This is a genomic window from Halobacillus sp. A1, from assembly GCF_024189295.1.
Classification (GTDB): domain Bacteria; phylum Bacillota; class Bacilli; order Bacillales; family Halobacillaceae; genus Halobacillus_A.
Genome location: NZ_JAIZEN010000014.1, coordinates 41,815 through 63,495 on the forward strand (window position 1 = coordinate 41,815; position 21,681 = coordinate 63,495).

Genomic DNA, 21,681 nt, shown 5'->3' on the forward strand with positions numbered 1-21,681 from the left:
GTTGTTCCTTTGCTAGATCAAAAATCCTATCAATTTCTCGAGAGGATCATAAAGTACAACCAAATTACTAAACCGGGGGTCATGATGGAATTGGACCTGTCGGAAAGACAATTTCATTACCTTTTAGAAAAGGTGAACAGCATTTTAAGCAGTATGAACCTGCCTTCCATTGAATTGAAAAACCAAATGTTTGTAGTAGATGATCAAACGAAAGAACTCTTAGAAACAGAGTCGGCTCTGGACATGAGGGGAAACGATCTCGTTATTTCTGAGGACGACCGTCCATTCATGATTTATTTATATACCTTCATTAAAAAGGAAGCCATTTCTAGCTACCATTACCAATCACTGCTTAAAGTAAGTAAAAACACAGCTTTAAATGATGTGAAAAAAGCGAAGGAAGTCTGTCAGACGTGGCAGGTGCAGATCGTTTACAAAAGAATGGAAGGATATTGTTTAGAAGGTCATGAAATGGATAAGCGCAGGTTCGCCATTTACTGCATAGATTATCTTCTGTCCCAGCCCCTTGGAAAAGAAATGATTGAGATGATCTTAAGATCTTGGGACAAAGAGGAAGAGATGCTGGAAACACAACGTATCATTGAAGAGTTCTTGAGTCGCACAACTCTTCAACTTGTGAAAAGCAGAAAGGTGGAAATGATCTACCACCTTATATTTGTGAGAGCCCGTCGTCAAAGCGAAGACCTTCATTTTACAGCTGCTCAGAAAGAAATGCTTGAGAGTCAGGAATTATTTCAGCTCGCCTCAGATTTGGCGGAGGAATTATTTTCAGAAGAAGACAAGGTGGAAAAGTATTTCACAGCGATTCAGTTGTTAACTTCTCAGGAGGAAGTGTACAGTCACGATAACACATCTCTACGAAACCTGGCTGAAGAGATCATTAATGAATTCGAAAAAAATACGCTGCTGCCTATCAAAAATAGAAGTTATCTAATTAAGAGCTTATTTAATCATCTCGTTCCCACTTATTTTCGAATCACATTTGAGATCCCGTTAATTAATCCGATGACTGAGAGAATTAAGGAAGACTATAAGGAACTGTTCCAATTTGTAGAAAAATCATTGCGTCCTCTCTCTATTTTAACAGGCAAACAAATAAGTGAAGCGGAAATAGGGTATTTTACTCTCCATTTTGGGGGATATTTAGAAAGGTACAGCGAGGTCAAATCGGAACATGTAAGGGCTTTGATCGTCTGTTCCAATGGGGTAAGTTCATCGATCATGCTGAGAGCTCAATTGAGTGACATGTTTCCGGGGATTCATTTTTCGCGCATCCACACAGCGGAAAATATTCAGACCATCCCGCCTTCAAGCTATGACTTAATATTTTCGACGGTTCAATTATCGTCTATCAAACCTTTGTTTATAGTGAAACCTTTATTATCTCTCGTAGAAAAAACTCACTTGATTCAAGCTGTATCCGCACAATTTCCTCATTTGAATGAGCGCAACATTTCTGTCGATCAGGTGATGAATATTATTAGAAGAAACACAGATATTAAGAATGAAAAGAAATTAATATCCGAATTAGTAGAACTTATGTACTTTAATAACACAGAACAAAGGTGGGAGAAGCCAATGCTTTCAGAATTATTAACGAAAGAAACAATCCAATTTACAAATAGAGAACTCGATTGGAAGTCAGCTATTAATCAGGCGGCCGAGCCGCTGGTAGAAACAAATAAAGTGGAACGAAGATATGTCGATTCTATGATCAAGAATGTCGAGGAAATCGGCACCTATATTCATATCGGAAAAGGAATAGCGATCCCACATGCCAGACCAGACGCCGGTGTGAATGAGGTAGGGATGTCACTTCTTCGAACACAAAAACCTGTTTTGCTGCTTGATCAGGAGGAACATCCGATTGATTTATTCATTTGCTTAGCAGCGGTCGATAACGAAGCTCACTTGAAGGCTTTATCTCATTTAACAAAATTGCTCGGAAATGATTCAACTTTACAAGCTATTAAGAATGCTGACTCTGCTCAGCAAATCATCGATATTATCCAAGAAGGAGAGGAATTATAATGAAATTTTTAGCAGTTTGCGGATCAGGATTAGGTACTAGCTTTATGGTGGAGATGAATATTATACAGGTATTGAATGAGCTTGGGGTGACGGGAGTCGAAGTATCTCACTCTGACTTAAGTTCAGCTTCACCTGGAGATGCCGACGTTTTCTTCTTAGCGAAAGATATCGCTGAAGGCAACGATCACCTTGGCGAAGTTGTCGTCCTTGATAATATTATCGACATGGATGAATTGAAAGAAAAGGTGAAAAAGGTGGTTGAAGAGAAAAACCTTTTATAATCGTTTGAATTTTAAGAAGGGGGAGAAAAGAGATGAATAATGTTCTAACAACTTTAATCGATATTTTAAGTCAGCCCGCCATATTAGTCGCTCTTATTGCTTTGATCGGTTTATTGGCGCAAAAGAAAAATTTGTCGGACACGATGAAAGGGACGACCAAAACCTTTGTCGGATTCCTCGTCATTGCCGCGGGAGCGGGTATTTTAGAGACATCCCTTGTACCCTTTGGTTCGATGTTCCAGGAAGCATTTAATGTGTCCGGCGTCGTGCCGAATAATGAAGCCATTGTAGCTTTGGCATTAAATGAATATGGTTCCAATACGGCATTGATCATGTTTTTCGGAATGATCGTCAATATCCTGATTGCACGATTCACAAGGTTCAAATATATCTTTCTGACAGGTCACCATACGTTGTATATGGCCTGTATGCTTGCCGTTATTATGGCTGTAGCTGGATTTGATACAGTTCCTCTAATCGCAGCAGGAGCAGTCGCACTCGGGATCATCATGACATTATCTCCTGCAATCCTGCAGCCATTTATGAGAAAGCTTACAGGAAATGATAATGTAGCCTTAGGACATTTCAGTGCTGTTGGTTATGCATTAAGTGGATTAGTAGGACAAGCAGTAAAAGGAAAAGGAAAAGAGTCAACCTCTACAGAAGAAATCGACTTTCCAAAAGGGCTCGGCTTTCTACGTGACAGCACGGTAAGTATAGCGCTGACTATGATCGTAATGTACTTCGTAGTAGCGATAGCAGCAGGACCTGCTTATATCGAAGCAGAGCTTAGTGACGACACAAACTTCCTTGTATTCTCATTAGTACAGGCAGGTAATTTTGCAGCAGGTGTATTCATTATCCTTGCTGGGGTGCGTTTGGTGCTGGCAGAAATTGTTCCAGCCTTTAAAGGAATTTCAACAAAACTCGTTCCGAATGCAAAGCCTGCATTAGATGTTCCCATTGTTTTCACGTATGCTCCAAATGCCGTCTTAATCGGATTCTTCTCCAGTTTCATCGGTGGATTGTTCAGTATGATTGTGATGGCTGTTGTAGGAAGCACAATTATTCTTCCAGGCGTCGTCCCTCACTTCTTTACGGGAGCGGCAGCCGGTGTGTTCGGGAATGCTACAGGTGGATTAAAAGGAGCTGTTGCGGGCTCGTTCATAAATGGTATCATTGTTTCATTTCTGCCCGTCTTCCTGCTGCCGGTATTAGGCGAACTAGGATTTGCCAATACGACATTCTCTGATGCAGACTTCGGTGTCGGTGGAATATTCTTTGGTTCACTTGCCAACTACGGAGGACCGATGGCTATCGTGATCAGTCTTATAGTTATTCTCGTACTGATGGCCATTCCATTTGGAAAGAAAAAAAGTGCATAAATAGTGGCCGTAAAAGGGGGGGATTCTCCCCTTTTACTTATTTTGATAAAATGAACGGTGTCTATAGCTGAGGCAGGATATTTTTTTACGTTTTAACTTAGGCAGGAGGTTACTAGGAATGTATGTAACTGAATACCATCACCATACGAATCACTCATTCGATTCTAAAGCAGATATGGAAGCTGTTTGTAAGGAAGCCATAAGCAAAGGGATCGACGAAATCTGTTTTACTGAACATTACTCGGTTAATCCCAACCTTCCTACTTACGGCCATATTGATTTTGATAGGTACTTCAACCAAATTAAATCGTGCCAGGAAAAATTCAAAGGTGAACTGACGATTAAAGCAGGAATTGAACTTTGTGAACCCCACCTTATGAAAGAAGATTATCATGACGTGCTGCATAACAAGGAACTGGATTTTATCCTTGGCTCCGTCCATAACATTGAGGAAGTAAAACTGCGGACATTTATGAGTGATAAAGAGAATGAAGCAGCTTACCGCAGATATTTTGAAGAAGTTTACTCTTTAGTTTCTTCAGCGGACATCGATGTTTTAGCACATTTGGATTTAATGAAACGGTACGCCATGGAAGCGAAAGGAAACTATTCCTTTACGGATTTGCAGGACATTTTACAAGCCATCTTACAAAAAGCGATTGAACGAGGAATCGGAATAGAGATCAATACGTCCGGATTATCCAATGTAAAAGTCGGGGAAGCTTTTCCTACGATGGAGGTTCTCAAACTCTATAAAAACCTTGGCGGCGAAATATTAACCATTGGATCAGATTCTCATCGAGCGGATACAGTGGGCAGCCATTTAGATGATGCGCTTGAAATGGCGAAGCAGGCGGGTTTTGATGATGTGTACACGTTTGTGAATCGAAAGCCGCTGGCGGTTAAAATAGAGGAGTAGACAAAGCAAGATTTAGAAGCTGCGTTTAATAATAAAAGCCATCATCTCTCCCTGCGAAGCGGAAATAATGATGGCTTTTTATGATGTGTAAATTTTAATCGTCCTCAAGTTCCTTCATTAAATCCACATTATATTTCTCAATTGGACTCAACGTGCCATCATAATTCACATCAGTAACATACCAAGTTTTCTGAGAGAAATACTGTTGCAAGTCTTTGGATTCAAAAATATACCCGTGTCGCGCGAATATTTCATTACGAGCAAGACGTAGTTCATTCTTCGTTAAGTGGGTAAGCTCTTGTTTCGACAGCCGGTATTGATGACTCTCTGGTAAGAAATAAGTATCTGCATTGACCACTTCGGTTGGTTCAAATTGGGGATCTGAGCCAAATACTCTCTCATGAATGATTAATGTGTAGTCTTCTTCACTCGTACCCGTTAAGACAGGGATAGAATACCCGCATGATCCGGAATAGTATAGCAGATCTTCAGATGGTAATTGTTCAGGATATTCTTCGGTGCAGCTATTTCCTACATATACATGCCACTCTTCCTCAAGTGCAATGGATAACTGATCAATGGTGTCAAACACGTCTTCGGCCCAGTTTTCTAATGGAGTAAGGTTATCCTTATCAAATAGATTGAAGATGTTATCTAATTCATGTGCCGGGATTTGGTGAGCCTCCACGTATAACATTTGATCCTCTCGAGTGATACTCCATTCCCCTAATGAGATATTACGGCCGGGCAGATCAATTTGTAATTGGTTTAATTGTTCTTCTGTTTGAATGAGTAGGTCATCCTCTGACTGCAGATTCTGTTGTTCAGGTTGAGAATCTGGTGCTTCTTCCATGTTTTCCTTAGGTTGGGTGGAGTTGGCGTTTAATTCATTTTCTGGAGAGAAGTAATAGGTCCAGCCGAAAAACAATCCGATTCCTATCACGACAAATAAGCCTAGCAGTAAAGGTAATGTGGAACGCTTCGACCGAGTGGTTCTTTTTACTTCCGTTCGGCTTTGGGAGGGAGGGCTCACTTTTTCCCCGCAGCCCGTGCAGAAGGTTTGATTTTTATTTAACTTGTGTCCGCAGCTTTTACATTTCTCCATAAATTCCTCCATTTCTCAGACGATGTTCTCCTCTTAAAAAAAATAATAGAATTATTCTTGAGAGACTATTGCCGGGTCTGCATAATGGTCCGTTGAAATCATTCTCAATACAATTCCTCCCTTTGCTTTTTTATAAGTAATAAGTCCTTCATGTTGTTAAATTATAACCATATTATGGGTAATTAAGTTGTCGAAACATGATATAACAAAAAATAAGTACCCTCTATAGGTTAGAGGTGGAGGAGTTTCAGATGACTTCCCGCTGAAAGATTATCAATAGACTTTGTCTGCTATTTTTTAGGTGAATTGACCTTCTTAAGATTACAAGATTCATCACCCCACTATGCAACCATATAGTTGCATATAATAAAAATATGAACTGGAACAAAGATGCTATATTCAAAGCTCTCGGCGACCCGACACGACGGCTGATATTAGATGAACTGTCCGAACGCAACGAGTTGACGTTGTATGAACTTACCGCACGACTCATCATGAACCACGACCTTTCCATTTCCAGACAAGGAATTGCTAAGCATCTTTCTGTATTGGAAGAGGCTGAACTCGTGACATCAAAAAGAAAGGGGAAATACCGAGTTATTATTTTCAATAACGAACCGCTGAAAAATCTGCTGGAAGGATGGGTTGAGTAATTTTTATACATTGTTTTGAGATATTCGGGTTGTTTCCGTTATGTTTAATAGCGTTTAGAGGTCCGGGAAATCACTCGCTTTCCGTGGGAGTGCGGTGAGCCTCCTCGAGCTATACGCTCTGCGGGGTCTCACCAAGCACTCTTTTCCCACAGGAGTCTCGCAATTTCCCGAACCTCTGTGTGATAATTAGTGGAACGAAAACTACCATGACAGAGAGACCACCATGATAAAAGCTTGACATTGAGCTGTAAATTCTTATAAACAGGAATTATGGAAGGGACTCATTCTCGCATAGGGAGTCGTTTTTCCCCTCTATCAAATGGGGTGGTTGGGAAGCTGCGAGACTCCCGTGGGAGAAGGATGTAGGCGAGATCCCACAGGGCTGCAAGCCCGAGGAAGCTCGCCACTTCCCCCACAGGAAAGCGAGTAGCTTCCCAACCACTCCTGACTCTAAACATGGCAACGAATCCCGGTATTTACGAAATCCAACCTTCAACATCCAGTCATCATGCTGAAAAATCCTCAACGGCTTAAATACTTTAGAACAGGACTCACTACTTATGCTTGCAGGCAGATGGTCATCAGCTACCAGGCATGATAAATATCAAAGGAGGCAGTACAGGATGAAAATCGTTGTTACCAGCGTATTCGTAGAAGATCAGGAAAAGGCATTGAAGTTTTATACAGACATCCTAGGCTTTGAGAAAAAGCATGACGTTCCCGCAGGAGAAGCCAGGTGGATCACAGTCGTTTCCCCTGAAGATCAGGGAGGAACGGAGCTTTTGCTTGAACCGAACGGGCATCCAGCCGCGAAAGAGTATCAAACACGCCTGTTTGAAGAAGGAATTCCAGTAACCATGTTCGGTGTGGAAGATATACAAAAAGAGCACGAGCGATTATTGGAAAGCGGTGTGGAGTTTACGATGGAGCCCACAAAAATGGGGGACAACACTCTGGCTGTTTTTGACGATACGTGTGGCAACCTTATTCAGATCATGGAGTTATAATGTGAATTTGAAATAGATGGCCGAAAAGTTTAATCAACCATTATACAAAAATTTTTGTTACCCCAGTCCTCACTGTAGGACTGGGTATTTTTCTAAAAAAGCCCGTATTTCATTGCATAATCATCCAAATTCCATTAATATAATGTATGAAACTGATTTCATATACCAGCGTAGTGGAGTGATGAAAAATGCCGACGATTTCAGACGTGGCGAAATTATCAGGATTGTCGAAAGCTACCGTTTCACGAGTAATCAACAAACATCCATATATAGCAAAAGAGAAACGAGAACGCGTGGAGCAAGCGATGAAGGAGCTTGGCTACGTTCCGAATCCATCAGCGAGAAGGCTGCGGGGATCGACGACGAGCACGATAGGTGTGATTGTTCCAAGAATCGTTAACCCGTTCTTTTCGTATCTAGTCAACTCGATTGAACAAGAGGCGTACAAAAACAATTACCAGGTATTGATGTTCCAAAGCAATGAAAATAAAGATAAAGAACTGTATTTCTTAAACTTGCTTAAAAATCGCCAGGTGGATGGACTGATCATGACATCGATCGAAAACGACTGGGATGTGATTCAGCCTTATACGGAGTTTGGGCCGATTGTGTTGTGTAACGAATACTTGATGCATTCTAAAGCACCGATCGTACGTCTGGATCAGGCGAAGGGTGCCTATATTGGAACGAAACATTTGATTGATAAAGGGCACAAGAAGATCGCGTATTGTACAGGTGGTTTATTTGCTGAGGATGGCAAAGATAAGGACCGTAACCACGGCTATCAGCAGGCATTGACTGAAGCGGGGCTCAGCATTCAGACAAACTGGATTTTCATAAACAAGCATACAATTGATGATGGAAAAAAAGTGATGAGACAGATGCTGGCGATGGACGAACGTCCTTCTGCTATTTTTACGGGCAGTGATGAAATCGCGGCTGGTGTCATTATGGAAGCGAAGGAAAATGGCGTGCGTATACCTGAAGATCTTGCGGTCATCGGCTTTGATGATCAGCCAATCGCCGAAATTATTGAGCCGAAGCTGACGACGATCCGCCAGCCGATCAATGAGCTTGGGGAGAAGTCGGTCGAGCAGCTCATTATGCTGATGAGCAGCAAAGACGCTGATTATAAACAGATCGAACTGCCTGTAGAGCTCCTTGTCAGAAAATCTACGTAATTTTAAAAAAACTCTTGAAACCGATTTCATTTTGGCGTATACTTCAAATTAGAAAACCAATACGTGATGTCGGTTTTTATTTTTACAGAGATGTGAAACCGATATCATATACGTATTCATACTTCTTGTTCAGCTTAATGGGTACGTGGAATTTAAGAAGTCTGTGGCTTATATTTTTTTGTGAATTTGTGAAACCGATATCACATATTGAAAAGGAGTGGAGAGTAAATGAAGAAAGTGATAATTATGATTGCTGCGTCTCTAACGTTGGCTGGGTGCTCGTTTTCCTCTGGGGGTTCTGGGGAAGGTTCAGGCGATCAGGTGACAGTGGAGATTTATCAAGGGAAAGTTGAGTTTAAAGAACAGTTCGAGGAGCTTGCTGCAGAATATGAAGAGGAAAACCCGGACGTCAATATTGAAATCACGAGTGTCGGCGGGGGGAACGATTATGCTGGTTCATTGAAAACGAGGTTTGCTTCTGGAGATGAACCGGAAATTTTCAGCATCGCCGGACCGACCGAAGCGGAGAACTTTGAGGAGTATTTAGCTGATGTTTCGGATACGGCTTCAGCGGATGCTGCGCTTGAAGGCAGCCTTGAGCCTGTAACAAAGGATGAAGAAGTGCTTGGTCTTCCTTTTAACCAGGAAGGGTATGGGTTGATCTACAATAAGCGTGTATTTGAAGAAGCGGGCGTGAACGCGGAAGAGATTCAATCGTATGAAGACTTAGAGAGTGCTGTGGAAGAGTTGGACAGTCAAAAAGAAGATTTAGGATTAGAATCCGTATTCGCTTTCCCAGCCAAAGAACAATGGGTGCCGGGCAATCACCTTTCGAATGTGTTTATTGCGCCGGAATTTGATCAACAAGTTTTGAATGCTTATGAGGCGGACAGTGTAGAATTTGAAAAAGGCAGTGAGTTTCAAAGAATGATTGATTTACAGAATGATTATTCGATTCAGCCAACCTTGACTCTGGATTACTCTCAGCAGGTTGAGCAGCATTTTTCTTTAGAAGAAGTCGCGATCATTCAGCAGGGGAACTGGATTTACCCGTCTGTTGAGCAGATGGACCCTGAATTTGCTGAAGAGAACATGGGCATTATTCCAATACCAGTAGAAGGATTCGATGGCAAGATGCCTGTGGGCATTCCAAACTACTGGGGTGTGAACAAAAACAGCGGAGAAGAAGAAGTGCAGGCGTCGAAGGATTTCATTGACTATCTGTACACATCTGAAGCAGGTAAAGAAGCCGTGCTTCAAGACTTTAAATTTATTCCGGCTTATGAAGGATTCGACACAGAAAATATCGCAGATCCGTTGTCCAAAGAAATTTACCAATACGCGTCTGAAGGGAATACAATCGGCTGGGTTTTCCTTGGCTACCCTGGAACGTGGGGCGATGACATCGGCGGTTATATTCAAGAGTATCTAAGTGGAGATATGACATGGGATGAAGTGGAAGAAGAGTCCATCAGCCGCTGGGAAAACTATCGTCAATAATCACAAATAAATGAATGAGAGCTAACAGCTTAGGTTGTTAGCTCTCCTCATTTAAAAACACAGGGAGGATGGATATTATGAGTAATCGGACGCTTTCATTTTGGTTGTTTCTTACTCCTGTTTTATTAGGATTAGGGATTGTCGTCGTCGTTCCCTTTGTCTATGGTCTGGTGTATTCGTTTACGGATTGGAATGGGCTGCGTGCGGAAACGTTTATCGGCTGGCAGAATTACATACGGTTGTTTCAGGAAGAAGAGTTTATGCAGGCGGTTTGGTTTACGACGAAATTTGCCTTTGTCGTCGTTATATTATTGAATTTGTTTGGTCTTGGGCTTGCTTTGATCGTAACCCGCAACCTTAAGTCGAGCAATTTGCTGCGTACCGTTTTCTTTATGCCGAATTTAATCGGCGGGCTGATTCTTGGGTTCATCTGGCAGTTTATTTTTATCAGCGTATTTGGAGATATCGGAAATATCACTGGAATTGAAGGGTTCAACGGCTGGCTCTCTACGGCTAACACGGGATTCTGGGGCATTGTTATTCTAACGTGCTGGCAGATGGCCGGCTACATTATGATCATTTACATCGCCTACCTTGAAAATATTCCTAAAGACTTGATTGAAGCGGCAAAAATAGATGGAGCGAGTCCCATTCAGCGTTTTAAAAATATCACCTTTCCGCTGGTAGCTCCCGCTTTTACGATCAGTATGTTTCTGACGCTGTCGATGTCTTTTAAAATTTATGATCAGAACTTGTCGTTAACGAATGGCGGTCCTGCCGATCAAACGCAGATGGTGGCCATGGACATCGTTAATACGGCATTCTCCGATAACGACATGGCTTACGCTCAGGCGAAGGCCGTCATCTTCTTCCTTATCGTTTCAGTTGTTGCGTTGACTCAGGTGTATTACAACAAAAAACGAGAGGTGGAAATGTAATGAAGAAAAACAATGAGAAGCGAAATTTAGTCTCGATTGAAGTGTTCGGTTTGTTGCTCGGGCTCATATGGATTGCTCCTTTTTACTTAATGATTGTAAATGCTTTTAAAACGAAGCGTGATATTTTCACAGGAGTGCTTGGTTTCCCGGAAGAGTGGATTACTGGGAACTTTGTTGAAGCCTTTATCGATCTTGAGTTTCTTAAGTCGTTGTTTAATTCTGTATTGATTACGGGATTAAGTGTGGCCGTGATTATTGTTTTTTCATCTATGGCCGGCTATGCGCTTGCACGAAATAAGAGTAAGTTGAGCGGTGTCATGTTCTTTGTATTCGTAGCGGCGATGCTGATTCCGTTTCAGTCCGTCATGATTCCGCTCGTCGCATTATTTGGACAGGCGGATATGCTGAATGCTGGCGGGTTGATCTTCATGTATTTAGGATTCGGGTGCAGTTTATCGATCTTCTTATACCACGGGGCGATGACGGGTGTTTCGAAGTCGATGGATGAAGCAGCGATTATCGATGGAGCGAGTCGGTTTCAATTGTTCTGGAAGATCATTTTTCCTTTATTAAAACCAATATCCGTCACGGTCGGAATATTAAATGTCATTTGGATTTGGAATGACTACTTGCTTCCATCTCTTGTGCTAAGTGAAGCGAATGCGACGATTCCGTTGAAGATGTTTTTCTTTTTCGGACAATATACGAAGCAGTGGCACCTGGCGTTAGCTGGGTTGACGATTGCAATCATACCGGTAATCATAGGATACTTTTTTGCCCAGAAACAAATCATTGCGGGAGTTTCTGAAGGAGCTGTGAAGTGATGAATAGAGTAAAGCAGGAGGTAAGGAAATGGAAAGACAATGGTGGAAAGAAGCGGTAGCGTATCAAATTTATCCGCGCAGCTTTATGGATTCAAATGGTGACGGAATCGGTGATCTTCAAGGCATCGCATCGAAGCTTGATTATTTGGAGGAGCTGGGCATTGATGTCATATGGATTTGTCCGGTGTACCCGTCGCCGAATGATGATAATGGTTATGACATTAGTGACTACCAGGGAATTATGGCTGAGTTCGGAACGATGGAAGATTTTGATCAACTGCTGGAAGACGTTCATAAACGGGGCATGCGGCTGATTATGGATTTAGTCATCAACCACACGTCCGATGAACATCCATGGTTTATTGAATCGAAGTCGTCAAAAGAGAATCCGTACCGTGATTTTTACATTTGGCATCCGGGAAAAGACGGACAAGAACCGAACAACTGGGCATCCATCTTTGAAGGAACCGCCTGGGAGTATGACAATGAGTCGGAAGAATATTATATGCACATTTTTTCCCGGAAGCAGCCTGATTTAAATTGGGAAAACGAAGCCGTGCGCGAGTCGTTATACGAGATGGTCAACTGGTGGCTTGATAAAGGAATCGACGGCTTTCGTATTGATGCCATCTCACACATTAAAAAAGCACCCGGATTTCCTGACCTTCCGAATCCGCAGCAGAAAGACTATGTTTGTTCCTTTGCCGGTCATCGGAATCAAGAAGGAATACAGACTTATTTAGAGGAACTGAATCAGCAAACCTTTTCCCACTACGACATTATGACCGTAGGCGAAGCGAACGGCGTCAGTGTGGATGAAGCCAGCGAATGGGTCGGGGAGAAAGACGGGAAATTCAATATGATTTTTCAATTTGAACATACTGATTTGTGGGGAAAAGAAGTTGGAAAAAGTCTGGATATCCACGCCTTAAAACGCATTTTCACAAAATGGCAGACGGCGCTTGATGGCTCGGGGTGGAATGCACTTTTTTTAGAAAACCACGACCTTCCCCGTTCAGTATCCGTCTGGGGAAATGATGATAAATACCACGAAGCATCCAGCAAATGTTTAGCTGCATTTTATTTTCTTATGCAGGGGACGCCGTTTATTTATCAAGGCCAGGAAATAGGGATGACCAATGTGCATTTCCCGTCAATAGAGGACTACGATGACGTCGCGGCTAAAAACCTCTATGCCCATGAAAAAGCCAATGGGAAAACGTATGAAGAAGTGATGGAAGCGATCTGGCATACCGGACGCGATAATTCACGGACACCGATGCAGTGGACGTCAGAACAGAATGCCGGATTTACATCAGGACTCCCATGGATGAAAGTCAATCCGAATTACGTAAGAATTAACGTCGAAAAGTCAATGGCGAGTCCGGACTCCATATTCAACTTTTATAAGAGGTTGATACAGCTGCGAAAAGACCATTCTGTGCTCGTATATGGAAGCTATCAGCTTGTACTTCCGGATCACGATCAAATCTTTGCGTATTCGAGAAGTCTTGAGGGAGAGGCGTTTCGTATTATGGCCAATTTGACGGGGGATCCTGCTGTAATCGATGATGAGTCTGTAGCGGGTAGAACAGAGGATGTCTGCTTGAGTAACTATGGACTTGATATGATGGAAGAAGGGCTAATGCAGCCGTTTGAAGTGCGGGTTTATCGATTCATAGAGACACTTACCTAAATGGTAGGTGTCTTTTTTGTAAGGGGTCTGATAAATTTCGGTGTTGATCTTCGTATGAGTTATCTTATGTTGGAGAATCAGTTCGAGATGTGAGGGCCGTTTCCGTTATGTGTGACAGTGTTTAGAGCTCCGGGAAATCACTCGCTTTCCGTGGGAGCGCGGTGAGCCTCCTCGAGCTAACGCTCTGCGGGGTCTCACCAAGCACTCTTTTCCCACAGGAGTCTCGCAATTTCCCGGAGCTCTTTGCATTTATTAAGTAGAACGGAAACTCCCATTGCAGGATGTCAGAACTTAACAAATCGCCAGCTATAATCCCTCTACTATAACCAGTAATTCAAACAATCAAAAAATTACGAAACTTTTCCACACACCGAGCGTAGATAAAGTAATGGAGTCTGTACGAGGAGAAGGAGCGGAAGCTATGGAACGTGTGATTTCAGTGGAACATCTGACAAAGTCATTCGGCAGCATTCAAGCGGTAAAAGGAATATCATTCCACGTTCATAAGGGAGAGATCTTTGGCATTATTGGTCCGAACGGGGCGGGAAAGACGACGACCCTTGAGATTCTGGAAGGGATTCAAAAGGCGGATGGTGGTGTAGTGGATGTGCTTGGACTAAATCCGAGCCGCCAGTTGAAACAGCTCAACCATCGCATCGGGGTTCAGTTTCAGGCCACGTCGATTCAGAAAAAAATGAAGGTGAAAGAAGCGCTTGATTTGTTTTCCTCTTTTTATGAAGGGGCATCGCAAAAAGATGAGTTGATTAAGATACTCGGATTAGAAGAAAAGCTCAATTCTCATTTTAATGATTTATCAGGAGGGTGGAAGCAGCGCGTCACGCTTGCGTTGGCGACGCTTCATAAGCCGGAGCTTTTGTTTCTGGATGAGCCGAGTATGGGGCTTGATCCGCATGCGCGCCGCGAGATGTGGTCGATGATCCGGATGTTGAGGGACCAGGGAAGTACGATTGTCATCACCACTCATTATATGGAAGAAGCGGAGAAGCTTTGTGACCGTGTAGCGATGATTTACGGCGGGGAATTGAAGGCGGTCGATACGCCGAAGGAACTGCTGAACAATAATGCCGCTCATTACTTAGGGTTCGAAAGCGAACAACTGACTGTAGACGATTTGCTGATAGTAAACGGAGTGACCCGTGTGGAACAGGAGCATCATTCTTTTAAAGTGTTCAGTGATGATTTACAAAACACAGCCTATCATATATTTTCCCACTGCCATGAAAGAGACATCCCCATTCATAATTTCAAGTTTGAAAAAGGATCCCTGGATGATTTATTTGTCCAATACTTGAAAAAGGAGCATGCGGAATGAACGCTGTCATCAAACTGGCTCAATTAGAAACAAAAATGTTTTTCAGGGACCGCCTCAGCGTATTTTGGACATTCCTGTTTCCGGTTGTCATGATCTGGCTTTTTGGTTCGATGTTCGGGGACAATCCAATGGGAAACTTCACGTTTGCTGAACTGTTCGTGCCTTCCTGGATTGGCGTCAATATCGTCACTACTTCCTTTTTTACGCTCGGAACCGTGCTGGCAGGCTACCGGGAAACAGGCGTGCTGCGCAGATATCAGTCGACCCCGCTTGCTTCATGGAAAATTCTTGCCGCTCATACCGTGCAGGGGACGGTGATCTTTGCGATATCGGCCGTTCTTCTCATGGTTTTCGGAATGTTGATGTACGACTTACACATTCCAGAATACATCGCAAGCACGTTATTAGCGCTGCTTATCAGCATTTTAGCATTTTTCCCTTTTGCATTATTTATTACGTCGCTGGCAAAAAATACACAGTCAGCCGCAGCAATCAGCTCACTTTTCCTGAATTTGATGCTGTTTTTATCCGGAGCGACCTTTCCGCTTGAGATGATGCCGACGGTTCTGCAATACGTATCGAAAGCCCTGCCGCTCTATTATGTGATTGAACTGCTTCGGGGAACGTGGAATGCAGGGCCGATCACGGATTACGGTATGGAAGTCGGGATTTTGTTAACGATCGGTTTGGTTTCTGTTATTTTGGCTTCGCGTTTCTTCCGCTGGAGTGATAAATAGGATAATGGATCCTCTTAAAATCAAGGCAATAAAACAAGGAGGATTAAATTCCCCCTTGTTTCACCTACATTAGGCAGAGCATTGACCTTTGCTTTAACATTTCAAAAAGACTGAGTACAGGTCATCTGTCTGATCGAAGTCTTGAGTAGATATTGAGATCTATAAATCTGTCCCTGGACTTCTGTGATTGGCGTAACGTTCCTTCAAAAATAAAATTCAATCTTTGCAATACTTTAATGGAGTTCATATTTTGAGGTTCCACTTTAGCTTCTACTCTGTTTAACGCTAACGTTGTAAATGCTTGATACAGCAAAGCGGAGACCGCTTCCGTTGCATATCCTCTGCCCCAGGAAGCTTTGGCTAAGTCGTATCCAATTTCAGTGGCCGCATTTACATAATCCAAAGAGCTGTAACCACAAGATCCGATAATTCGGCTGGATTCTAACTCAACGATGGCATAGCGAATCGCGTAATTTGCCTTTTCCAGTTGATTCATATAGATGATCATATCCTTGACCTGTCTTTCATTAGTAAAGGATTGGATATTCATATACTTGGAGATATCGGGGTCAGACCAAATAGGAAACAAGCTGGATGAGTCAGCTGGAGTCATGCTTCTTATATATAATCGGCTGGTGTAAAATTCTTTAATCACTAGGTTTACCTCCCGTTATGATTTGGGGAAAGGGTCAAACTCTGAATTATGCGCATTTTTCAATTTTTAATAAAGGTAGTTTACCTTAAGCTTATGAGGCAGAAGTCTTTTTTAGCAATGGATGGAACTCATCATTATTAAAAGACTCAGGAGGAGAGATTATGGTTTATTTACAAAAAGTTCAAGCAGAAGAAGCAGCTGAATTGCATAATATTATGCAATTCTACCTTTATGAATTTAGTAAGTATGTACAAGATATAAAGTTGGAAGCCAATGGAACTTACAAACCTTTTGATTTAGAAAAGTATTGGAGTGAAAATCAATTCCATGCTTACTTTATTAAGTTAAGTGATGAATTGATTAGATTTGCTCTTGTGGAAAGCGCTGCAAAGTCAACTCCCAATACAATTGAAGAGTTCTTTATCATAACTAAATATAAGCGAATGGGTTATGGAAAAGAGGCTGCGAAGAATTTGTTTTCCATGTTTCCTGGAGAGTGGGAAATATCCCAGCTGGAAAATAATTAACCTGCACATTCTTTTTGGAAAGGATTAATCTATGAAGTAACTGATGGCAACTTCTTAGAGGATTTGGAAGACGGTGTATTTGTCCAGAAATTCAATTTTTCAAAGCTGAAGGTAAAATAGAGCTTCACGAAGAGTGGCAGTGGCTGGATAAAGATCAAACCAAAGGGAAATCCATAGTCAGGGAAGTTTAAATTATATATATCGTTTCGCTCCTATTTCGTCGTTTTTTAAATGCCAATGAGAAATGGTATTATGTCGGCAGGCCTATACTTAACTGTATGGACATGTGTACTCAAACGATAGAGGAAGGAGTGGCTGACAAATTGGTAGTATCCGGTGAAATTCACTATAAGCATCATAGTATTGATTTCGAAGTTAAATATAAACATGAGGATATTTCAGAAGGCGACATAAAAAGTGAGGAAGCAAAGCAAGGTCTTATTCATGCCATCAATCGTAAGTTCCGTGTGAAGTATCCATTGTCCAGTACAATTGAAAAGGTGCGTGTGAGAAATTTTTAATAATAAAACACTCGCTCGCTTAGGTTTATTGGTGTCATTGGACATAAAAAGACCTTCAACAATTTTTACTTTTGTTGAAGGTCTTTTAAATATGAAGAAACAAGAGCTCTTATGACGTAAAGCGCCTCCACTAAATCAGGTTTTCCCCGCTGCAAATGTAACTTTCCAGTGCCTGACCGACACTATGCTAAAGTGATAAGGGAGTGGTGGATCAGGTTCCAGCACGTTCTTCATGCGTATGGAGCAATCACTTGAAAGCGGCGATACAGATGGTTCGTAAACACTGAAACCCTCTTGATAAAGCAGTATTAAAAGATTCCAAAAGAGATAAGTGATAACGTAACAGTAATAAGGAAAATCAATGCACCAACAATATTCACCCACAGGGGATTGACATGGTCTTTAAGAGTATTCCGATTATTCATAGCAAACATAAGGAATAAAACGATAACCGGCAGAATCAATCCATTGGCATATTGAGCGAAAACAATGAGTTGAATCGGGTCATAATCGAGAGTTGCAAAAATGACACCAACAAGAAGCACCACTATCCAAACCAGGCGGAATTTCGCTGAACGTAGGTTCTTTTCCCATTTCAAGGCGCCTGCAGTGGCATAAGCAGATGCTAAAGGAGCTGTTATAGCGGAGGAAATTCCAGCTGCAAATATTCCGACTGCGAATACATATTCAGCCCAAGATCCGAGCAGTGGTCTCAACTGATCGGCCATAACGCTCGGGTCATCTATTTCTGTACCTGAGGGAAAAGCGACAGCAGCCGTTATGATGATAGCCACGGAGATGATACCGCAGATAGAAATGGTAGTCACAACGTCAAAGCGGCTGTCTATCAAATCGTCTTCTCCTTTGAACCGCTCCTGTACAACCGAAGATTGAAGGAATAAAGTGTAGGGTACAATCGTTGTCCCAATGAGGGATATGATAAATATGACATTATCGGCCGAAACCGTAGGTACTAACCCCTGAGTCACAATAGCAGACAAATCCGGCTGGATGACAATGGCTGTAATGACAAAGCTGAGGGTCATCGTCAGGATCAGTCCGACGAAAACTCGTTCAATGATTTTATACTTCCCGATCCATAATAGAACGCCGGCTGTCAATCCGATGATGATGGCCACTGTCCGGTTAGAAAGCCCTGTGATCGAAGACAACCCTATCGCGCCGCCCACAATGTTTCCTGCTTCATAAGCAGCGCTTCCTATGACAATAGCAGAAATGATCAATAAAATAGTCAGCCATTTCAGAACAGGATGGGAAAATTGCTCTCGTAATATGGTACTTAAATCTTTTCTAGTAATGACACCTAACCTCGTTACCATCTCCTGTAGGAACATGGTTGCGATAACGGAAAAGATCAGTGCCCAGATCAGCGCATAGCCGAATTGTGCACCTACATTACTAGATGTAGTTACTGTTCCAGGTCCAACAATCGCTGCCGCTACAATAGCACCCGGTCCAACATTCTTTAGACGCCTCTTGAATGTACTCTCCTTCGCCATCAGTTATCTCCCCTCACTTGATGGTATAAGTCCGAACCGTGATATACTTAATTTTAGTCAGACAATTCCCTCTATTTGAAATTTTAATCCTTTCTTTTATGGAGCTTTCTCCATTCCCTCTCGTCGTTCGATCATGGGTTATCTTTCTAGTAAAATCTCTGAAAGTAAGGGGAGAGATTATAGAAAAATGTATTGTTGAAAGGGGCAGGGTTTATGAAAATCTATACGGTTGGGCATTCCAACCATGACAAGCAACCATTCCTAAAAATGCTTGGGACGGCTGATATTGAATATGTGGCTGATATTCGTGCTTTCCCCGCCAGCCGTAAATACCCGCAGTTTAACGAGGATAGAATAGAAGATTGGCTTAGGGAAGCGGGTATCGAGTACCGTCATTTTCCGTTGCTCGGGGGCAGGCGGAGTCGCTCTGGAGAGGTCGGGGAAAATTTAAATGCGGGGTGGGATAATCACTCGTTCCACAACTATGCGGATTATACATTAACGAAAGAGTTTCAGGATGGACTGGAGGATTTAAAAGAGTTGGCCGAAGAAAAGAATCTTGTCTATATGTGCTCTGAGCGGCATCCGGCAAGATGCCACCGCCTGCTTATCAGTAACTGGCTGCAGACGAATGGCTGGGAGGTTTTTCATCTGATCAATAACTCTAAAGGGAAAACGGAGCTAGTGGGTCATGAACTTGGCCGGTGGGGCGCAATGCCAATTATCGAAGAGGATGGAACGGTAGTATATCCACCGCTTAGGGGTTAATGTTCTAAACCAGAGGGTGCAGAGATATAGAATCACTCGTCAGTGACTTCCAATTCAGCAGAGCGGGGCAAAGTACCAATAAAATTATATTGACTTAAAATAGCGTAATAATAACGATTTTTTCATAGTTATCAGCACTGCACGAATGGAATACAAACTTGAGGCAATATAATTAACCTTTTTCGTATATAGAATAGAGGTGCTCTATTTTGAGACGAAGCGTAAAAAAGATAATAATGGGTTATTTCATTTTACTCAGCATGTGCTTCATATTATTTATGTTTTATGTTTTCGTTGGTCAGGAATATGTGTACGCGAAGAAATATGCCAACACATTGTTAGAATTTGATATACCTGAAAAAACAGAAGTGATCGAACAAGATTTTGATTATGGCGTTCTCTATGGAGGCGGTCCGTGGGGGAGTGGTGGTTATCCTACCGTTGCTGCCTATCAAAAGGTCAAAACTAATTTGAGTGAACGAGATCTTTTTGAACATTACAATACCAAGGATTTTGAAATCTACTTCGAAGGTACAGAAGAGGTGCAGAAGAATGGTAAAGGTCAAATCTGGTATGAAGGATCCATTAAAAATAAACGGGCATTAAGTGCTGAACAAAATCATGAGCAAACAATTGAAGCTGTTATTCAATATCGAAAAGAATTCAGTTACCCCTTTTTCATAGATCTATATTAAACGAATGGAATAAAAAAAGGCCTGCCCTAAAAGAGCTTACCAAGCTCCTTCAGAGAGTGCCCTGAAAAAATCACCTATCCAATCTCATAAAGCGCCTCTATCAATTCAGGGTGACGCCTCCACAGATTCAATGTGTTCTCCAAATAAATAACTGCTTCATTTTTATCCCCTAATCCATAATAATCAGGCGATTGATGGGGGATTTTCTGTGGGTTGAGCAGCAGCTCCTTGACGAATTCATTCGACTGATCGGCTTCTTTCAATAATTGCTTCGTCTTTTGAGTAAGGCCGTTTTTTAAATAATGCAGCAAAGCCCTATTAAAAAGCATAAACGCTGTTGCCTCATCGTATTGATCGAGAACCGTTTCCGCTTCAGTAAGAAGCCCCATTTTTAAATAAAGAGGAATGACGGTATACCGGATGCCCTGGTTATCCATTTCATTCATGGCGAGCAGTTCGCGGTAGTGGAGAATGGCACTTTCTTTATCGCCCAGTTTCTCAAGAACATTCCCCAATGACAATTTCGCCCGCATATACGATCTGGCGCGTTCATCGAGCCAGACGTTCTCTGTATTTTCTTTGAAATAATCAGGACCCAGTTCGTTGCTGGCGTGGATCATCGCTTTGAAGTAAAGGGTTTTGCGGTCTTTGAGAAGCCTTTCCTGATTAGCTGCCATAATGTATAAGTCTGGATAGTACGGGTGAATTTTATAAATTTTATAGAGTAGTTCTGTCCGCTCGTGGACAGGAGTTTCTATAGCAGAAAAGATCAAGTCATCTATTTCACTTCGTTTTTTATGAGTCAACGTTTCGGAAAAATCTCCGGAATACGTGTCGGCTTGCAGTAATTCCTCCTTCAAATCTTCAAAGAAAAAGGATTTGCGCTTTTCCCAAAGCTCCTTATTTTCCTTCAGCAGTTCTTCATAACGAGCATGTAAGTAAGAGTTCAGGAGTTCACTAGTCACTTGTTCGATCACTCTATGTTTACTGGACAACTGAGAAGGATTCGTTTCATATTTCTCAGCGAGAGCTTTCTGCGTGGTACGGGGGCCGCCGAATGTCCGGTTTGCTAAATATTCCAGAGCGGCAGCGTATGGGTTTGGTTTTTCAATCATGGGGGAGCGGATGTCGCAGAATTCTTTCCAGATCCTAACGATGTTAGACAGTTCTTCATCGTAGTCTGTTTGTCTGCTTTTAAATAAATCGATCACCTGTTGTTCTTTTTCGTTCATAAATCTTGCCTCCTAGAAGAAACACTATTGTTGCTACAAGTGTAGCATATTATGAAAAGTCTAATTATTTATTTATTGGTATAGACAACTATATACCTTAGTGGTACATTACTTATAAGGATAGTTTTCAGACAAAATAAAAATTTTAGAGG

22 protein-coding genes are annotated in these 21,681 nt (G+C 42.1%); 18 read left to right on the forward strand and 4 right to left on the reverse strand.

Features of this window, described 5'->3' with window-relative positions:
- Window positions 1-9 precede the first annotated feature (9 nt).
- From LF817_RS14360 to LF817_RS14375, 4 genes are all read left to right on the forward strand, one after another.
- A complete protein-coding gene (locus tag LF817_RS14360; RefSeq protein WP_253936497.1) occupies window positions 10-2,052 on the forward strand; it encodes a BglG family transcription antiterminator in 2,043 nt (680 codons plus the stop codon).
- Window positions 2,052-2,333 (forward strand): PTS sugar transporter subunit IIB, encoded by a 282-nt coding sequence (locus LF817_RS14365; protein ID WP_253936498.1) that lies wholly within the window; start codon window positions 2,052-2,054, stop codon window positions 2,331-2,333. The genes LF817_RS14360 and LF817_RS14365 overlap by 1 nt, the downstream gene beginning before the upstream one ends.
- 32 nt (window positions 2,334-2,365) lie before the next feature.
- Window positions 2,366-3,718, forward strand: a complete 1,353-nt coding sequence (locus LF817_RS14370) for a PTS ascorbate transporter subunit IIC (RefSeq protein ID WP_253936499.1) — start codon at window positions 2,366-2,368, stop codon at window positions 3,716-3,718.
- A gap of 118 nt (window positions 3,719-3,836) precedes the next feature.
- Window positions 3,837-4,637: a histidinol-phosphatase HisJ family protein gene (locus LF817_RS14375; RefSeq protein ID WP_253936500.1), complete on the forward strand. Its 801-nt coding sequence runs from the start codon at window positions 3,837-3,839 to the stop codon at window positions 4,635-4,637.
- A 94-nt stretch (window positions 4,638-4,731) separates the two neighbouring features.
- On the opposite strand, the gene LF817_RS14380 is transcribed toward LF817_RS14375, so the two are convergent.
- Window positions 4,732-5,742, reverse strand: a complete 1,011-nt coding sequence (locus tag LF817_RS14380) for a YARHG domain-containing protein (RefSeq protein ID WP_253936501.1) — start codon at window positions 5,740-5,742, stop codon at window positions 4,732-4,734.
- Window positions 5,743-6,116: 374 nt separating this feature from the next.
- On the opposite strand from LF817_RS14380, the gene LF817_RS14385 reads away from it, so the two are divergent.
- The 9 genes from LF817_RS14385 to LF817_RS14425 all read left to right on the forward strand — a co-directional run bounded on the left by LF817_RS14385 (window position 6,117) and on the right by LF817_RS14425 (window position 15,611).
- Window positions 6,117-6,395, forward strand: coding sequence for an ArsR/SmtB family transcription factor (locus LF817_RS14385; RefSeq protein ID WP_253936502.1), 279 nt, complete (start codon window positions 6,117-6,119; stop codon window positions 6,393-6,395).
- A 623-nt stretch (window positions 6,396-7,018) separates the two neighbouring features.
- On the forward strand, window positions 7,019-7,402 hold the full coding sequence (locus tag LF817_RS14390; protein WP_253936503.1) for a VOC family protein: 384 nt from the start codon (window positions 7,019-7,021) through the stop codon (window positions 7,400-7,402).
- Between the two features lie 188 nt (window positions 7,403-7,590).
- Complete coding sequence (locus LF817_RS14395) at window positions 7,591-8,583, forward strand: LacI family DNA-binding transcriptional regulator (protein ID WP_253936504.1); 993 nt, start codon at window positions 7,591-7,593, stop codon at window positions 8,581-8,583.
- A 228-nt stretch (window positions 8,584-8,811) separates the two neighbouring features.
- Window positions 8,812-10,083 carry an ABC transporter substrate-binding protein gene (locus LF817_RS14400; RefSeq protein WP_253936505.1) on the forward strand — a complete coding sequence of 424 codons (1,272 nt, stop codon included), beginning with the start codon at window positions 8,812-8,814 and terminating at the stop codon, window positions 10,081-10,083.
- Window positions 10,084-10,160: 77 nt separating this feature from the next.
- Complete coding sequence (locus LF817_RS14405; protein WP_253936506.1) at window positions 10,161-11,021, forward strand: carbohydrate ABC transporter permease; 861 nt, start codon at window positions 10,161-10,163, stop codon at window positions 11,019-11,021.
- Window positions 11,021-11,845, forward strand: a complete 825-nt coding sequence (locus LF817_RS14410) for a carbohydrate ABC transporter permease (RefSeq protein WP_253936507.1) — start codon at window positions 11,021-11,023, stop codon at window positions 11,843-11,845. The genes LF817_RS14405 and LF817_RS14410 overlap by 1 nt, the downstream gene beginning before the upstream one ends.
- 28 nt (window positions 11,846-11,873) lie before the next feature.
- The gene (locus tag LF817_RS14415) at window positions 11,874-13,541 is read left to right on the forward strand and encodes a glycoside hydrolase family 13 protein (RefSeq protein ID WP_253936508.1); all 1,668 of its coding nucleotides are present in this window, start codon (window positions 11,874-11,876) and stop codon (window positions 13,539-13,541) included.
- Between the two features lie 421 nt (window positions 13,542-13,962).
- A complete protein-coding gene (locus tag LF817_RS14420; RefSeq protein WP_253936509.1) occupies window positions 13,963-14,874 on the forward strand; it encodes an ABC transporter ATP-binding protein in 912 nt (303 codons plus the stop codon).
- Window positions 14,871-15,611, forward strand: a complete 741-nt coding sequence (locus tag LF817_RS14425; RefSeq protein ID WP_253936510.1) for an ABC transporter permease — start codon at window positions 14,871-14,873, stop codon at window positions 15,609-15,611. The genes LF817_RS14420 and LF817_RS14425 overlap by 4 nt, the downstream gene beginning before the upstream one ends.
- 121 nt (window positions 15,612-15,732) lie before the next feature.
- Here the strand turns inward: LF817_RS14425 and LF817_RS14430 are convergent, their stop codons facing one another.
- The gene (locus LF817_RS14430; RefSeq protein WP_253936511.1) at window positions 15,733-16,266 is read right to left on the reverse strand and encodes a GNAT family N-acetyltransferase; all 534 of its coding nucleotides are present in this window, start codon (window positions 16,264-16,266) and stop codon (window positions 15,733-15,735) included.
- Between the two features lie 161 nt (window positions 16,267-16,427).
- Between LF817_RS14430 and LF817_RS14435 the strand changes: the two genes are divergently transcribed.
- From LF817_RS14435 to LF817_RS14440, 3 genes are all read left to right on the forward strand, one after another.
- Window positions 16,428-16,793 carry a GNAT family N-acetyltransferase gene (locus tag LF817_RS14435; RefSeq protein ID WP_253936512.1) on the forward strand — a complete coding sequence of 122 codons (366 nt, stop codon included), beginning with the start codon at window positions 16,428-16,430 and terminating at the stop codon, window positions 16,791-16,793.
- An 89-nt stretch (window positions 16,794-16,882) separates the two neighbouring features.
- The gene (locus tag LF817_RS20515; RefSeq protein ID WP_483867078.1) at window positions 16,883-16,984 is read left to right on the forward strand and encodes an avidin-fold protein; all 102 of its coding nucleotides are present in this window, start codon (window positions 16,883-16,885) and stop codon (window positions 16,982-16,984) included.
- A 120-nt stretch (window positions 16,985-17,104) separates the two neighbouring features.
- Window positions 17,105-17,314: a hypothetical protein gene (locus tag LF817_RS14440; RefSeq protein ID WP_253936513.1), complete on the forward strand. Its 210-nt coding sequence runs from the start codon at window positions 17,105-17,107 to the stop codon at window positions 17,312-17,314.
- A gap of 308 nt (window positions 17,315-17,622) precedes the next feature.
- On the opposite strand, the gene LF817_RS14445 is transcribed toward LF817_RS14440, so the two are convergent.
- Complete coding sequence (locus LF817_RS14445; protein WP_253936514.1) at window positions 17,623-18,834, reverse strand: Nramp family divalent metal transporter; 1,212 nt, start codon at window positions 18,832-18,834, stop codon at window positions 17,623-17,625.
- Window positions 18,835-19,047: 213 nt separating this feature from the next.
- Between LF817_RS14445 and LF817_RS14450 the strand changes: the two genes are divergently transcribed.
- Window positions 19,048-19,602 carry a DUF488 domain-containing protein gene (locus LF817_RS14450; RefSeq protein ID WP_253936515.1) on the forward strand — a complete coding sequence of 185 codons (555 nt, stop codon included), beginning with the start codon at window positions 19,048-19,050 and terminating at the stop codon, window positions 19,600-19,602.
- Between the two features lie 209 nt (window positions 19,603-19,811).
- Window positions 19,812-20,297, forward strand: a complete 486-nt coding sequence (locus LF817_RS14455; protein ID WP_253936516.1) for a hypothetical protein — start codon at window positions 19,812-19,814, stop codon at window positions 20,295-20,297.
- 74 nt (window positions 20,298-20,371) lie between these two features.
- Here LF817_RS14455 and LF817_RS14460 read toward each other — a convergent pair whose 3' ends face one another.
- Window positions 20,372-21,529, reverse strand: a complete 1,158-nt coding sequence (locus LF817_RS14460; protein ID WP_253936517.1) for a tetratricopeptide repeat protein — start codon at window positions 21,527-21,529, stop codon at window positions 20,372-20,374.
- Window positions 21,530-21,681: the final 152 nt, after the last annotated feature.

Coding starts and splice junctions, on each gene's coding strand:
- LF817_RS14385 (WP_253936502.1), top strand. CDS start 6,117: ATGAACTGGAACAAAGATGCTATATTCAAAGCTCTCGGCGACCCGACA.
- LF817_RS14375 (WP_253936500.1), top strand. CDS start 3,837: ATGTATGTAACTGAATACCATCACCATACGAATCACTCATTCGATTCT.
- LF817_RS14405 (WP_253936506.1), top strand. CDS start 10,161: ATGAGTAATCGGACGCTTTCATTTTGGTTGTTTCTTACTCCTGTTTTA.
- LF817_RS14425 (WP_253936510.1), top strand. CDS start 14,871: ATGAACGCTGTCATCAAACTGGCTCAATTAGAAACAAAAATGTTTTTC.
- LF817_RS14365 (WP_253936498.1), top strand. CDS start 2,052: ATGAAATTTTTAGCAGTTTGCGGATCAGGATTAGGTACTAGCTTTATG.
- LF817_RS14370 (WP_253936499.1), top strand. CDS start 2,366: ATGAATAATGTTCTAACAACTTTAATCGATATTTTAAGTCAGCCCGCC.
- LF817_RS14400 (WP_253936505.1), top strand. CDS start 8,812: ATGAAGAAAGTGATAATTATGATTGCTGCGTCTCTAACGTTGGCTGGG.
- LF817_RS14415 (WP_253936508.1), top strand. CDS start 11,874: ATGGAAAGACAATGGTGGAAAGAAGCGGTAGCGTATCAAATTTATCCG.
- LF817_RS14410 (WP_253936507.1), top strand. CDS start 11,021: ATGAAGAAAAACAATGAGAAGCGAAATTTAGTCTCGATTGAAGTGTTC.
- LF817_RS14445 (WP_253936514.1), bottom strand. CDS start 18,834: ATGGCGAAGGAGAGTACATTCAAGAGGCGTCTAAAGAATGTTGGACCG.
- LF817_RS14395 (WP_253936504.1), top strand. CDS start 7,591: ATGCCGACGATTTCAGACGTGGCGAAATTATCAGGATTGTCGAAAGCT.
- LF817_RS14450 (WP_253936515.1), top strand. CDS start 19,048: ATGAAAATCTATACGGTTGGGCATTCCAACCATGACAAGCAACCATTC.
- LF817_RS14435 (WP_253936512.1), top strand. CDS start 16,428: ATGGTTTATTTACAAAAAGTTCAAGCAGAAGAAGCAGCTGAATTGCAT.
- LF817_RS14420 (WP_253936509.1), top strand. CDS start 13,963: ATGGAACGTGTGATTTCAGTGGAACATCTGACAAAGTCATTCGGCAGC.
- LF817_RS14390 (WP_253936503.1), top strand. CDS start 7,019: ATGAAAATCGTTGTTACCAGCGTATTCGTAGAAGATCAGGAAAAGGCA.
- LF817_RS14380 (WP_253936501.1), bottom strand. CDS start 5,742: ATGGAGAAATGTAAAAGCTGCGGACACAAGTTAAATAAAAATCAAACC.
- LF817_RS14460 (WP_253936517.1), bottom strand. CDS start 21,529: ATGAACGAAAAAGAACAACAGGTGATCGATTTATTTAAAAGCAGACAA.